Origin of the sequence: Klebsiella sp. GB_Kp047, from assembly GCF_040065235.1 — a bacterium.
Lineage (GTDB): Bacteria > Pseudomonadota > Gammaproteobacteria > Enterobacterales > Enterobacteriaceae > Klebsiella > Klebsiella quasipneumoniae.
In genome coordinates this window covers 190,409-202,915 of record NZ_JBEAJG010000041.1, presented here as the reverse complement: position 1 = coordinate 202,915, position 12,507 = coordinate 190,409, and the positions used below count along the sequence as shown (strand labels likewise).

The following is a 12,507-nucleotide window of genomic DNA, read 5'->3' as shown; positions in this document are numbered from 1 at the left end:
CATGACCACACAGCCAGACTGGAGCGAGTATCTGACGCAGATGACCCACCTGTTACGCCTGGAGCTGGAGGCGCCGCGCCGTGAGGAGCTGGAGCGCCAGTTTTCCCGCATCGCCGCCATGGCGCAGCCGCTGATGGACTATCCCCTCGGGCCGCGCGACGACATTGCGGGGGTGTATAAAGCATGACACTTCACCATTTCACCATCGCCGAGATCCAGCGTGCGCTGCACGATGGCGAACTGAGCGCCCGGGAGATCGCCTGCCAGACGCTGGACGATATCGCCCGCGTTAATCCGCAGATCAACGCCTGGACCGAGGTCACCGCCCAGCGCATGCTGGCGGAGGCCGACAGCATCGACGCCCTGCGCCGGGAAAAGCGCCCCTTGCCGCCGCTGGCGGGCATTCCCTACGCGGTGAAAAATCTGTTTGATGTCGCCGGGCACACCACCCTCGCCGGGGCGGAGCTGCTGAGCGGCCGGCCGCCGGCCGCCAGCGACAGCTGGGCGGTGCGCCAGCTGCACAGCGCCGGCGCCCTGCTCAGCGGGATGCTCAATATGGATGCCTACGCCTATGGCTTCACCACCGAAAACAGCCACTATGGCGCGACGCGCAACCCGCACGATCTGTCGCGGATCGCCGGCGGATCCTCCGGCGGTTCGGCCGCAGCGGTGGCCGCCGGGCTGGTCCATTTCAGCCTCGGCAGCGACACCAACGGCTCGATCCGCGTCCCCGCGTCGCTGTGCGGGATCTTTGGCCTGAAACCCACTTTCGGCCGCCTCTCCCGCTCCGGCAGCCATCCGTTTGTCGCCAGTCTGGATCATATTGGTCCCTTTGCCCGCCGGGTGGCCGACCTCGCCGCGGTGTATGACGCCCTGCAGGGGCGCGACCCGGCCGATGACTTTCAGGCCGATAAAGCCAGCGAGCGCACCGGCAACCTGCTGGATCGGGAGCTGGAGGGTCTGCGCTGCGCGCGGCTGGGGGGCTATTTCACCACCTGGTGCGATGACGACGCCCGGGCGGCCGTGGATCGGGTCGCCCACGCGCTGGGCGCCGACAGCGAGCTGCAGTTCGCGGATGCCGCCCTGGCACGCTCGGCGGCTTTTATCATCAGCGCCAGCGAAGGCGGCAATCAATATCTGCCGGATCTTCGCCAGTCGCCCGAGCGCTTTGAACCCCACTCCCGCGAGCGGCTGCTGGCCGGGGCGATGATCCCCTCGGCGTGGTATCTGCAGGCCCAGCGCTTCCGCCGTCATGCCCGTCTGGCGATCAAATCCCTGTTCAGTCAGGCCGACGTGCTGATCGCCCCGGCCACCCCATGCAGCGCTACGCCAATTGGCGCCGAGGAGATGGTGATTAACGGCCAGCCGCTGCCGGTGCGCGCCAGCATGGGCATGCTGACCCAGCCGATCTCCTTCCTCGGGCTGCCGGTGGTGACCGTGCCCCTGCGTACCGCCAGCGGCAAGCCGATTGGCCTGCAGCTGATAGCCGCGCCGTTTAACGAACAAGCCTGTCTTCGCGCCGCGCGGGCGCTGGAAGCGATGGGCATTACCGATGCCCGAGTGGCGGAGAGTGCAGCATGATCAATCTGGACAATGTAGACCGCCCGGCGATCCTCGCCGAGGTGACGGCGGCGTTTTATCAGTATGAAGAGGCGCTGGTCAGCAATAACATCGAGGCGCTGGACGCGTTGTTCTGGCACGATCCGCGCACCGTGCGGCTGGGGGCCGGCGAAAATCTGTATGGCATTGAGGCGATCCGCGCCTTTCGCGCCGCCCGCCCCGCCGCCGGTCTGGCCCGCGACCTGCGCCATACCACCATCACCACCTTTGGCGCGGACATGGCGGTATGCAGCACCGAGTTTACCCGCGAAGGCAGCGCGCGCCTTGGGCGTCAGCAGCAAACGTGGGTGCGCTTTCCCTACGGCTGGCGGATTGTCGCCGCCCAGGTCAGTCTGATGGACTGAGAGGCATACACTGACGCGGGCCGGGGGAATGTGGCTATCCACCGGCCCGCACCCGCCCGGTATCAATACGTGAGGAGACGATGGTCATGGTGTTAATCAGGGCTGCTGAATCAAAAGATATCCCCGCGCTGAAAACGCTATTTCTGCAGCTGGGCTATCAGACGGAGACGGCGATCTTAGCGCAACGCATTACTGAACCCCAAAGTATGATGCATACGCTGGTGGCTGAAGCAGAAAACACCGTGTGTGGCGTGGTCGTTATCAATTTTATCTTACCGGTACATGAAAACCGATTGTGGGCATTAATTTCCGCGCTGGTGATAGAGGAATCGTCACGGGGTTCAGGGATAGGCCAGCAGCTTCTCCATGCCGCAGAGCGCCTCGCCCGCGATAAACAATGCGCTCATATTGAGCTTTCAAGCAGTGAAAAAAGAATCAGAGCGCATCAATTTTATGAAAATAACGGCTATAAGGAAGTCCGCAAACGCTTCGTTAAACATTTGTCTTAACCGCCAGCGAACGAGTGCTTTCCCCGAATAATCTTAACTATATTTTGCCCAGCAGGATATTTAACATGCGGCGCAGGGGTTCCGCCGCGCCCCACAATAGCTGATCGCCAACCGTTAACACCGAGTAGACGGGTTCATTATTTAGCGACATTTTCTTGTAGCGGCCAATTCCTACCTGCAACGAACCACTAATAGCAGCCGGGGTCAATTTACTGACACTCTCTTGCTTATTATTGGGGATATAGTTTACCCACGGATGGGAATGGGTCACTAACTCAGCAAATTCCGCTTCGCTGACCTCACGTTTCAGTTTAAGGGTAATGGCAGCGCTGTGGCAGCGGATTACGCCGACCCGAATGCATAAGCCATTGACCGGGATGCTGCCGGGCGCAAGGCCAAGAATTTTATTGGTTTCCGCCTCGCCCTTCCATTCTTCGCGGCTGTTTCCATCGCCAAGATCGCTGTCGATCCAGGGAATGATGCTGCCCATCAGCGGGACGCCAAAATTCTCCACCGGCATGCCGGCGCTATTAATCAACTCACTCACTTTATTGACTAAAGGCAGCACGGAACCTGATGCCGTCAGTTCATCCGCAGATAAATGCTGACTGATATACGCGCTTTGCGCGATGAATTCCCGCACCTGTTTGGCGCCCGCCCCGGAGGCAGACTGATAGGTCATTACGCTCATCCATTCAATCAGGTCAGCCTTGATCAGCCCGGCCAGCCCCATCAGGCTCAGCGTGATGGAGCAGTTGCCGCCGACAAACAGTTTCATTCCCGCTTTCACCGCGCGATCGATATTATCGCGGTTGACCGGGTCGAGAATAATGCAGGCGTTGTCATCCATCCGCAGCGCCGAAGCGGCGTCAATCCAGTACCCTTGCCAGCCAGAGTTAATTAACGCAGGATAGATGGCTTTGGTATAATCCCCGCCCTGACAGGTTATAATAATATCCATTTCGGCGAGGGCGCTAAGGGAATTCGCATCTTTCAGTTTGTCGCTTTTACCTTTAATAACCGGACCAGCGGCACCCGCACTGGAGGTACTAAAAAAATGCGCTGAAATATCGTCGAAATCATTTTCTTCGATCATGCGCTGCAACAATACTGAGCCAACCATGCCCCGCCAGCCAACAATACCCACCTGCTTCATTTATTTAACCTTAAAAAGTTATGAGAATGTTAATTTGAGTGTCGCCATACCTTATATCGTATCCCCCAATAAAGGTCATTACCCAGCACATCGATTTTTATCATTATTAAAATGTTTCATCTGCCATCAGCGATAGTTATCTCTTATTACGGTCAGGCAGATATAAGGCGGCGGAGACTGTTCAAAGGGAGAAACGACGTAGCGGAACGGCAGCGGCTTCTCCCCTGGCTGCCATGAATAGTCACTTGCATTTTGATAGTGACTATGTCAATTTGCTGGCAAAAGCCACCTGCTACCTGGACCGCCCATGAAAAATGAACCGCTTTGCCACGCTCCCTGCCCCATCGCCCGCAGCCTGGGCCGCATCGGCGACAGCTGGAGCATCATGATCTTGCGCGACGCCTTTGCGGGCTTTACCCGCTTCGACGAATTTCAGAAAAGCAGCAACGTCGCGCCCAATATTCTGTCGCGCCGCCTGAAGGCGCTGGTCGACGACGGCCTGCTGGAGAAGGTGTGCTACAGCAGCACGCCGCCGCGCTACGAATACCACCTCACCCCGCGGGGCCGCGATTTCCGCATGGTGCTGCTGGCGCTGGCGGAATGGGGTAACCGCCACTTCGCTCCCGAAGGCCGTCAGATGCAGCTGGTGGAAACCGCCACCCAGCGCCGGGTGGATCCGATCATGGTGGATAAAGCGACCGGGGAAGAGATTATCCCGGGTAAATACGCCATGGTGCCGGGCCCCGCCGCCTCGCCGCTGATGCAATATCGTCATGAATATCTGCTGCGCAAACGCGAAGGCGATAGCGGGCAAAAATTCCAGCCTGAACCCTACAGAGATGCCAACCATGAAGCTGGCCAGTAAGAAAAGCGTCCTCGTCCTGGCGGCCCTCTCCGCCGTTCTGGCGGCAGCGAGCTACGGCGCGTACTGGTGGCAAACCGGACGTTTTCTGCAGACCACCGATGACGCCTATGTTGGCGGCGACATTAGCGCCATCTCCAGCAAAGTCTCCGGCTATATCCAGCAGCTGGCGGTGCAGGACAATATGGCGGTGAAAAAAGGTGACTTGTTGATCCGTATTGACGACCGCGATTATCGCGCCGCCCTCGCGAAAGCCGCCGGAGAAGTGGCGGCGCAGCAGGCCGCGCTGGCCGATATCCAGGCTACCCGCCAGCTACAGCAGGCGACCATTGCCGGCTCTACGGCCTCGTTACTGGCCGCCACGGCGGCAACCGAAAAACTGGCTAACGACAACCGACGCTATAACGCCCTGGCCGCGTCGAGCGCGATTTCCGCACAGATCCGCGATAACGCCTCCGCCGATTATCGCCGGGCGCATGCCGAGCAGGAGAAAGCCAAAGCGGATAAAACCGTGGCCGAACGTCAGCTGACGGTGCTGGATGCTCGCCAGCAGCAAACCCTGGCTGCCCTGGCGCAGGCCCAGGCTAACCTCGAGATGGCCAGGCTGAACCTCAGCTATACCGACATTCGCGCGCCGTTCGATGGGGTGATTGGCAACCGCCGCGCGTGGTCCGGCTCCTTCGTCAGCAGCGGCACGCAGCTGCTCTCCCTGGTGCCCGCGCACGGCCTGTGGATTGACGCCAACTTCAAGGAAAACCAGCTGGCGCATATGCGCGCCGGCCAGGCGGTGACCATCGTCGCCGATGTGCTGCCGAACCATACCTTTAAGGGCCATGTCGCCAGCCTGGCGCCGGCGACCGGCTCACGCTTCAGCATTCTGCCGGCGGAGAACGCGACCGGGAATTTCACTAAAATCGTGCAGCGGGTGCCGGTTCGCATTGCGCTGGAAGGTGACGGGGCAAAGCTTGACGTCCTGCGCCCGGGACTGTCGGTGATCGTTACCGTGAATGAAAAGAGCCCTCGATGAGCACCGTTCAGGCGCTTTCCGCCCCGCAGGGTCATTCGATGCCGACGGCGAAGAAGATCTTTGCCTTCGCCAGCATGTGCGTGGGGATGTTTATCGCCCTTATCGACATCCAGATCGTCTCCGCCTCGCTGCGGGATATTGGCGGCGGCCTGTCGGCGGGCGACGATGAAACCGTCTGGGTACAAACCAGCTACCTGATCGCCGAGATCATTATTATCCCGCTTTCCGGCTGGCTGGCCCGGGTCATGTCGACCCGCTGGCTGTTCGCCGCCTCCGCGGCAGGCTTCACGCTGATGAGCCTGCTGTGCGGCTGGGCATGGAACATCCAGAGTATGATCGCCTTCCGCGCCCTGCAGGGACTGGCGGGCGGGTCGATGATCCCCCTGGTGTTCACCACCGCTTTCGCCTTTTTCCAGGGCAAACAGCGGGTTATTGCCGCGGCGACGATCGGCGGCCTGGCCTCCCTCGCCCCGACGCTGGGCCCAACGGTGGGCGGCTGGATCACCGAAAACTACAACTGGCACTGGCTGTTCTTTATCAACGTTGTTCCGGGGATTTACATCGCGGTGGCAGTGCCGCTGCTGGTGAAAGTAGACAGCGCCGACCCCACTCTGCTGCGCGGCGCCGACTATCTCAGTATTCTGCTGCTGGCCTTGTCCCTCGGCTGCCTGGAATATACCCTCGAAGAAGGTCCACGCTGGGGCTGGTTTGATGACGCGACCCTGACGACCACCGCCTGGGTCGCCCTGCTCTGCGGCGTGGCTTTTGTTATCCGCACCCTCCGCCATCCGCAGCCGGTGATGGACCTCCGCGCCCTGCAGGACCGAACTTTCAGCCTCGGCTGCTATTTCTCGTTTATGGCCGGCGTCGGCATCTTCGCCACCATCTATTTAACCCCGCTGTATCTCGGTAGCGTGCGCGGTTTCAGCGCGCTGGAGATCGGCCTGGCGGTATTTTCCACCGGCTTGTTCCAGGTCATGTCTATTCCGTTTTATTCGTGGCTCGCCAACCGCGTCGATCTGCGCTGGCTGCTGATGGCCGGGCTGATCGGCTTTGCGGTGTCGATGTACAGCTTCGTCCCGATAACCCATGACTGGGGGGCGGACCAGTTGCTGCTCCCGCAGGCGTTTCGAGGACTGGCGCAGCAGTTTGCCGTCGCGCCAACGGTGACCCTGACGCTGGGGAGCCTGCCGCCCGCGCGCCTGAAGCTGGCCTCCGGGCTGTTTAATCTCATGCGCAACCTCGGGGGCGCTATCGGCATCGCCCTGTGCGGCACGGTGCTTAACGACAGAACCAATTTGCACTACAGCCGCCTGGCGGACCATCTGACTAACGCCAACCTGGCGATGAGCGATTTTGTTCAGCGCAGCGCAGCAAACTTCGCCACGCAGGGGATCTCGCCGGATGCCGCGCAGACGGCGGCGCTGAAAAATCTTTCCGCGCTGGCGCTGCGGGAGGCGCGAACCCAGGCCTTTTCCGATGCTTTCTACCTCATCATGATGGGTTTTTTGCTTGCCGCGATGCTGGTTCCCTTGATGAAAAAGCCGCCGGCACACTGATACTACAGGAGAGTAAACTATGGGCGTTTCCGTTAAACGCATTGTCGTCACCGGGATGGGGATTGTCAGCCCGCTGGGCTGCGGCGTACAGCACGTCTGGCAGTCGCTGCTGGCAGGAAAGTCAGGGATCACCCGACTCAGCGAGCAGCTGGTCGCGGATATTCCCTGCAAAGTGGCCGGCCAGGTGCCGTCCATTGAAAGCGATCCGCTGCACGGCTTCGACCCACTGGCGACCATCCCGGCGAAAGAGCGCAAAAAGATGGATCGCTTTATCGAGTTTGCGCTGGTCGCCGCCCGTGAAGCGCTGACCCAGGCCGGCTGGTCGCCAGCATCTGCGGCCGAACAGGAACGTACCGCCACGGTGATCGCCACCGGGATCGGCGGCTTCAGCGAGATCGCCAATGCGGTACATACCACCGATGAACGCGGGCCGCGTCGCCTCTCGCCGTTCACTATCCCCTCTTTTCTGGCCAACCTGGCCGCCGGGCATGTGTCTATCGCCCACGGTTTCCGGGGCCCCATCGGCGCGCCGGTCACCGCCTGCGCGGCGGGCGCCCAGGCCATTGGCGATGCGGCGCGGATGATCCGCAGCGGCGAGGCGGATATCGCCCTCTGCGGCGGCGCGGAAGCGGCAATTCATCGCGTTAGCCTGGCCGGGTTTGCCGCGGCAAGGGCGCTCTCCAGCGCCTCCAACGACCAGCCGGAAGCCGCTTCCCGCCCCTTTGACCGCGACCGCGATGGATTTGTGATGGGAGAAGGCGCGGGGCTTATCGTGATCGAGTCACTCGAGCACGCGCTGGCGCGCGGCGCCACGCCGCTGGCCGAGCTGGTCGGCTACGGCACCAGCGCAGATGCTTATCACCTGACCGCAGGCCCGGAAGACGGGAACGGCGCGCGTCGGGCCATGGAGACCGCTATTCGCCAGGCCGGGGTGACCGTCGACGAGATTGACCATATCAACGCCCACGCCACCTCGACGCAGGTCGGTGATAAAGGTGAACTGGCGGCGATTAAAACGCTGTTTGGCGCGCATCCGGTCGCCATTACCTCGACGAAATCCGCCACCGGCCATCTGTTAGGCGCGGCCGGCGGGATTGAGGCCATCTTCACCATTCAGGCCCTGCGCGATCAGGTGGTGCCGCCGACGCTGAACCTGCATCACCCCGATGAAGAGGCGGCAGGCATGAACCTGGTGGCGCTGCAGGCCCGCCCGCAGAAGATGCGCTATGCGCTGTCGAACGGTTTTGGCTTCGGCGGGGTTAATGCCAGTCTGCTGCTGAAACGCTGGGAATAATCGTCAACTCCCCCCCGGCGATGGCTGGCGGGGGATTTTCGCCGTGGCAGCTTTTGCCCTGCTGCTGGAGTAAATGAAGAACAGCGCGATACCCAGGCAGACAATGGCGCCGATTCGGCTCATCGAGAATGGAATCGACGCATTGCCCAGCCAGCCGAAGTTATCGATCAGCATGCTCATGGTTAACTGACCAAAAATGACAGCGACCGTAGCCACTGCCGCGCCAATACGCTGGACGGCCAGTACCATAATAACGATATAAGGCACACCAAACATTGCGCCCAGCAGTTGCCATTTAGGCACGTCCATCAGCGTCAGGGTGTGTTTGGGTTCGAAGAAAAAGATCAGCAGCCCCGTCACCAGGGCGCCGACAGAAAATGTCAGGAATGCGCTTTTGAATACGCCAACCTTGCTGCCCAGCTGGCCATTGATAGCCGCCTGGATACTCAGCATGGCGCCACCGGCAACGGCGAGCAGAATCATGATAATAGTCATAATGTTAATTTACCCCTGTGCAACCATAACCAGCGCTGCGCTGATGAAAATCAGCGCAATGATACGTTTACTGTCAATTTTCCGGCGCGACGTACCGAGCAGACCGAAGTGATCAATAATCAGGCTCTTGAAAACCTGGCCTGCCAGGATGCCGATCATCGTCATGGCGATGCCGATTGCCGGCGTTACCACGGTCAGGATGATGACGTAAATCGGCCCAAGCACGCCGCCAAGCAGCTGCCACGCTGGTTGTGCAAAGAACGACGGACTGTTGCGCGGGCTGAAAAAAAGCATCAGCAGAAAGGTCAGCGCAGCGCCCACGCCGAATATGCTGAAGGTCGCCCAGAGGTCACCGACCTCCCCACCCAATGGTCCGAGCAATCCTGCCTCTATGGACAGTCCCATGCCCCCGGCAATGACGATAAAAATCAATATTAGCTGCATAGCAATCATCTCCAGTAGTCCAGGCGGAGGAGATTACGGCTTAATATGGATGAGAAAAATGCCATAATGAGATAAACACCTGTGCAGGATATGCATTAATGAATGAGCTTGGGAACATCAGTATTCGCGCTCTGCTGATTTTTATAGACGTCTATGAGACGCAGAATTTCTCTGTGGTGGCCCGGCGGGAAGGGATATCGGCCTCTCAGGTATCGCGGGTCATCCATCAGATGGAGGATGTGCTCGGCCAGCAGCTTTTTTACCGCAATACCCGGGCGATAATCCCGACGGAAAGCGGCCATCTTTTTATCCGCTATGCGCGAGCGATGACTGGCAGCATGGAGGAGGCACGGCGGGAACTCAACGAGAGAACGCTTGAGCCTTCCGGAATGGTCCGCATAAACGCACCCGTATTCTTTGGACAGCGCCATGTCGCACCCGCGTTACCGAGCCTGGCGCAGCAATATCCGAAGCTCAGCATTGAGCTTACGCTGACTGATGATTACATCGATCCGCACCGTGAGCCGGCTGACGTGATTTTCCGGATTGGCGTGCTGATGGATTCCGCATTTCATGCGCGCGTGTTTGGCCAGCAGTGCTATCATCTTGCCGCGTCACCGGATTATATCCGCCGGCACGGCATGCTGGGATCGCCCGAAGAGCTCGCCCGGCATAAATGCCTGGTCTACCGCGGTTCGTCAGGACCAAACCAATGGCTGCTGCGCCGGCACGGAGAGGAATGGGTGCACTACCCTGTCTCACCCCTGATGTCATCGAATAATGCTGAAACCCTGCTGATTGCCGCACTCGGAGGGATGGGGATTGTGCTGTTTCCTGACTGGCTGATTGGAGACCGGCTAAAGAGCGGCGAACTTATCGAACTGCTGCCGGAGCTGGATAGGTCCATAAAAACGGAGCCACAGCATATCGCGGCAATCTATCCGAATGCCCGCCACCCTCCGCTGAACGTGCGGGCGATTATCGATTACTACATCGACGCGTTCGGTTCACCGCTTTACTGGCAGTCTGAATAAGACAGGCGACTTTATGGTTCGTCTTGAAGTTAACTGCCGTTTCTGGCGCAGAGCAAACGCGTTCAATGCCCTTAAGGTCCGTTTTGAGCGAAAAACGGACCACACTATCTAAAGAAAGATATCGCTGATAATGCTGGGACCGCTCATGTTAAAAAGGTATGCCATTTCTTTTCATTGACGATAACGAAGGGATTTTCATGGTTGAGGTTGAGGAAATAAAAAAGAAGTATCCCGGCGCAGATGCCTGGCAAATGGGTGACAGTCCGGAGCTGGCTAACGAGCTTGCTGACCTGATCAAAAAAGGGATAAAAACGGCCTCTTGCGGATCTTTTGCCTCTTACCAGCAGGAAAAAGCTGCCCCGAGGATAGGGAGTTATAACATTATTCTTGATGGCCAGAATGTTCCAGTTTGCGTGATCAGACTGATTTCGATGCAGCTGGTTCGTTTTTGTGATGTGACTGAAGCATTCGCCCGCAAAGAAGGTGAAGGCGATTTAAGCCTTGAATACTGGAAGAAAGAGCATCAGAGATTTTTCAGCTCCGAAGGTCATTTTTCTGAGGATATGGAGTTGATCGCAGAAGAATTTGAAGTGGTTGAGGTGCTGTGAGACAAGGTCTACGGGCTGACGTTTTATCAATCGCCACTGATAACACTGTTCGCTTCTGGCGCGGAGCGGACAAGCTATCGAGCTAAAGGTCCGCATTGAGCAAGGAGCGGACGTGCCAGCTATAATTGGTAATAAAATGAGAGTAGAGCTATTCTGATTTGTTTATAAAGAACATTTTTACATCCAAGGGCGAAATATTTTTTATGCTATCTTACATGCTATCTCAATATGCCAGGCTACCTGTGCCTGAATTTACCCTACGTTCATGGCTAAAACAATGGTTGTCAGAGCAGGAATCGAGGTGTACAGACAGAAGTTTCTCGGCGCGATTTCCCTGGAGAGAAACTGGATTATGTCAGGAATATTTTTTACAACGAAAACTCAATATTGATGGAAAGCAATTTCTTACTGGCCCCCGTTATCAGGGCGGAAATATTAACAAACCTTTTATTGATATTGTAGGTATGGATTCTGACCTAAATCATACTGCATTAGAACTCATTAGTAAGGAATGGTCACAACTCAGAGCTCAGTATGTTCGCATTCTTGTACCCGGCCAGTCCTTCCCGCAGGGTATTCCCGACCAGTATATATACGCCACCTCTTTTTCTGAACCCCCTGAATTCAATGATAAATCTCTTACTTTGCAAGTGGCGACATACGAAGATTTTGACTGGTGTTGTCAGGCTCTGGGCGATGCCTATAAGCATACATGGCAGACAGTTCGCGAACTTTCTGCAAACAATTTGGTAGCAGTTGATGACGAAGAGTTGTGTGACCATATTTCTGAGAGAGAAGTATATATTATCTATGAAAACGACGTTCGCGCCGGGTTGCTAATATGCCAGAAAGGAAACATCGCTTTTCTGCGAGGATATCGTATTACTGACAAAGTAATACTTCCTGCTTTTCGTGGTCGATCATTGTCAGCCCGAGCGCAACGCCTGCTGTACCGATTATTAACTCATTCCGATTCTGAACTATCTTTGTATATGGGCACAATTATTCCGGAGAATATCCCCTCGATGAAAACTGCAGAAAGAGCGGGACGAACTTGCATCCTAAGTTATCAATTTCTACCCATCTGCAGAACCCACGACTAACAGCAATGCTAATTTATCTTCAGCCTACTTCCGCTTTTGGCACACAGGGGACGTCCAGGGCCCGGGAGTACTCACCTGGATACATTAATGGGCGGTATGTGATTGTTGTGCAGGCTATCATATGGCCTGAGGTACAGCAGAATCAGGCTTCGTAGCAATGAGTCGGTTCACAGCGTCCGGAATCCACCCGGTGCCGTAAATCACCGCAAGGTCTGTCATAAGATAATTTCATAACGTATCGCGACACCTTTTTTCTTGACGCAGGCCTTCTCTTTCACGGTTTGTCAGAACTGTGGACCGCAGTAATCTCCACTCCGTGCTTTAATCAATGAGAGTGTGTCGGGTGCAAATTAAACTACCTTTCTCAACAGCAAAGGCGGGATACGCCTACCCTCGCAGGGTTTCTGCGTCTGGTAATATGCCCATGACAGTCTCAAAGACCGCTTTGAGGG

At 57.4% G+C, this 12,507-nt stretch carries 14 protein-coding genes; 11 read left to right on the top strand and 3 right to left on the bottom strand.

Features of this window, described 5'->3' with window-relative positions:
- Nucleotide 1: 1 nt before the first annotated feature.
- The 4 genes from hpxX to ABLV76_RS21510 all read left to right on the top strand — a co-directional run bounded on the left by hpxX (nucleotide 2) and on the right by ABLV76_RS21510 (nucleotide 2,473).
- On the top strand, nucleotides 2-187 hold the full coding sequence (hpxX, locus tag ABLV76_RS21525) for an oxalurate catabolism protein HpxX (RefSeq protein WP_002905357.1): 186 nt from the start codon (nucleotides 2-4) through the stop codon (nucleotides 185-187).
- On the top strand, nucleotides 184-1,581 hold the full coding sequence (locus ABLV76_RS21520) for an AtzE family amidohydrolase (protein WP_348878462.1): 1,398 nt from the start codon (nucleotides 184-186) through the stop codon (nucleotides 1,579-1,581). The genes hpxX and ABLV76_RS21520 overlap by 4 nt, the downstream gene beginning before the upstream one ends.
- Nucleotides 1,578-1,964, top strand: a complete 387-nt coding sequence (hpxZ, locus tag ABLV76_RS21515; protein WP_002905421.1) for an oxalurate catabolism protein HpxZ — start codon at nucleotides 1,578-1,580, stop codon at nucleotides 1,962-1,964. The genes ABLV76_RS21520 and hpxZ overlap by 4 nt, the downstream gene beginning before the upstream one ends.
- Before the next feature lie 86 nt (nucleotides 1,965-2,050).
- Nucleotides 2,051-2,473, top strand: coding sequence for a GNAT family N-acetyltransferase (locus ABLV76_RS21510; RefSeq protein ID WP_002905423.1), 423 nt, complete (start codon nucleotides 2,051-2,053; stop codon nucleotides 2,471-2,473).
- Nucleotides 2,474-2,510: 37 nt separating this feature from the next.
- On the opposite strand, the gene asd is transcribed toward ABLV76_RS21510, so the two are convergent.
- Nucleotides 2,511-3,629 (bottom strand): aspartate-semialdehyde dehydrogenase, encoded by a 1,119-nt coding sequence (gene asd, locus ABLV76_RS21505; RefSeq protein ID WP_135715692.1) that lies wholly within the window; start codon nucleotides 3,627-3,629, stop codon nucleotides 2,511-2,513.
- Between the two features lie 307 nt (nucleotides 3,630-3,936).
- Between asd and ABLV76_RS21500 the strand changes: the two genes are divergently transcribed.
- Genes ABLV76_RS21500 through fabF form a run of 4 tightly spaced genes read left to right on the top strand, consistent with a single transcriptional unit; the run spans nucleotide 3,937 to nucleotide 8,371 of the window.
- Nucleotides 3,937-4,494 (top strand): helix-turn-helix domain-containing protein, encoded by a 558-nt coding sequence (locus tag ABLV76_RS21500; protein ID WP_002905427.1) that lies wholly within the window; start codon nucleotides 3,937-3,939, stop codon nucleotides 4,492-4,494.
- Nucleotides 4,478-5,518, top strand: a complete 1,041-nt coding sequence (locus ABLV76_RS21495) for an HlyD family secretion protein (RefSeq protein ID WP_004205823.1) — start codon at nucleotides 4,478-4,480, stop codon at nucleotides 5,516-5,518. Before ABLV76_RS21500 ends, ABLV76_RS21495 begins: the two co-directional genes overlap by 17 nt.
- Complete coding sequence (locus tag ABLV76_RS21490) at nucleotides 5,515-7,077, top strand: DHA2 family efflux MFS transporter permease subunit (RefSeq protein ID WP_135715691.1); 1,563 nt, start codon at nucleotides 5,515-5,517, stop codon at nucleotides 7,075-7,077. The genes ABLV76_RS21495 and ABLV76_RS21490 overlap by 4 nt, the downstream gene beginning before the upstream one ends.
- 19 nt (nucleotides 7,078-7,096) lie before the next feature.
- On the top strand, nucleotides 7,097-8,371 hold the full coding sequence (gene fabF / locus ABLV76_RS21485) for a beta-ketoacyl-ACP synthase II (protein ID WP_048324267.1): 1,275 nt from the start codon (nucleotides 7,097-7,099) through the stop codon (nucleotides 8,369-8,371).
- Between the two features lie 3 nt (nucleotides 8,372-8,374).
- Here the strand turns inward: fabF and ABLV76_RS21480 are convergent, their stop codons facing one another.
- Together ABLV76_RS21480 and ABLV76_RS21475 are read right to left on the bottom strand one after the other, a co-directional pair.
- On the bottom strand, nucleotides 8,375-8,866 hold the full coding sequence (locus ABLV76_RS21480; protein WP_064177806.1) for a DMT family transporter: 492 nt from the start codon (nucleotides 8,864-8,866) through the stop codon (nucleotides 8,375-8,377).
- A 9-nt stretch (nucleotides 8,867-8,875) separates the two neighbouring features.
- Entirely contained in the window at nucleotides 8,876-9,310 is a 435-nt protein-coding gene (locus tag ABLV76_RS21475) for a DMT family transporter (protein ID WP_017900263.1), read from the bottom strand.
- Nucleotides 9,311-9,408: 98 nt separating this feature from the next.
- Between ABLV76_RS21475 and ABLV76_RS21470 the strand changes: the two genes are divergently transcribed.
- The 3 genes from ABLV76_RS21470 (at nucleotide 9,409) to ABLV76_RS21460 (ending at nucleotide 12,055) form a co-directional block, all read left to right on the top strand.
- Entirely contained in the window at nucleotides 9,409-10,344 is a 936-nt protein-coding gene (locus tag ABLV76_RS21470) for a LysR family transcriptional regulator (RefSeq protein ID WP_243826951.1), read from the top strand.
- 251 nt (nucleotides 10,345-10,595) lie between these two features.
- Nucleotides 10,596-10,952 carry an ASCH domain-containing protein gene (locus ABLV76_RS21465; protein ID WP_074194074.1) on the top strand — a complete coding sequence of 119 codons (357 nt, stop codon included), beginning with the start codon at nucleotides 10,596-10,598 and terminating at the stop codon, nucleotides 10,950-10,952.
- A 203-nt stretch (nucleotides 10,953-11,155) separates the two neighbouring features.
- A complete protein-coding gene (locus ABLV76_RS21460; protein WP_075201749.1) occupies nucleotides 11,156-12,055 on the top strand; it encodes a hypothetical protein in 900 nt (299 codons plus the stop codon).
- Nucleotides 12,056-12,507 lie beyond the last annotated feature (452 nt).